Genomic DNA, 1,028 nt, shown 5'->3' on the forward strand with positions numbered 1-1,028 from the left:
AATACGCAGGGGGATACATGCCAGGTTCACGTCAGGGCGCGGTCGGATTGGGTGGCAATACGTTTGATGCCATCATCGTCGGCGCCGGTTTCGCCGGCCTCAGCGTCGCGAAGCGGCTTGCCACGGTGCCGGTGGACATCACCCTGATCGACCGGGAGAACCATCACCTCTTTCAGCCGCTGCTCTACCAGGTGGCGACGGCCGGACTGTCGCCGGCCGACATCGCCTGGCCCATTCGAGGTCTGGTCCGGCACCAGCGCAACACACGCGTGCTGCTGGGCGCGGTCACCGGCGTCGATCGTGTGCGCAAACGCGTAATCATGGGGGGCCGCAACATTGCCTATGACGTTCTGGTGCTCGCGACCGGAGCGACCCATGGCTATTTCGGTAACGATAGCTGGGCCGCCCATGCGCCCGGCCTGAAGGCGATCGACGACGCCACGGAGATCCGCCGCCGTCTGCTGCTCGCCTTCGAGCGCGCGGAGATGGAATTAGATGCTTGCGAGCGCGAACGGCTCCTCACCATCGTCATCGTCGGCGGCGGGCCGACCGGGGTCGAGATGGCCGGCGCCGTCGTCGAACTGGCGCGCAAGGCGCTCGCGGCCGACTTCCGCGCCATCGATCCGCAGCAGACGCGCGTGCTGCTGGTCGAGGCCGGACCACGGTTGCTGCCAAGCTTTCCGGAGCCGCTGTCGCGCTATGCCGAGCAGGTGCTTCGGCGCCTCGGCGTGGATGTCCGTCTGAAACAGGCAGTCACGCGCTGCAGTACGACCGGGGTCAGGCTGGGCGACGAGAGCGTGTCCGCGGGCACGGTGATCTGGGCGGCGGGGATTGCCGCTTCACCGGCTGCCCACTGGCTCGCCGTGGCGGGCGATCGCGTTGGCCGTGTGTTGGTCGGTCCCGATTTGCGGCCGCCCGACATGGACGACGTTTTCGTCATCGGCGACACGGCGCTCGCCCATGGCGATGCCGGCGAGCCACTCCCCGGCATCGCCCCGGTCGCCAAGCAGCAGGGCGCCTATGTGGCC

Annotated in this window: 1 protein-coding gene; it reads left to right on the forward strand. The window is 68.2% G+C overall.

Features of this window, described 5'->3' with window-relative positions; genetic code table 11:
• Window positions 1–17: 17 nt before the first annotated feature.
• A partial coding sequence (locus Q8Q85_08150) for an NAD(P)/FAD-dependent oxidoreductase (GenBank protein MDP3774224.1) occupies window positions 18–1,028 on the forward strand: 1,011 nt, incomplete at its 3' end.

The organism is Gemmatimonadales bacterium, from assembly GCA_030697825.1.
Classification (GTDB): domain Bacteria; phylum Gemmatimonadota; class Gemmatimonadetes; order Gemmatimonadales; family JACORV01; genus JACORV01.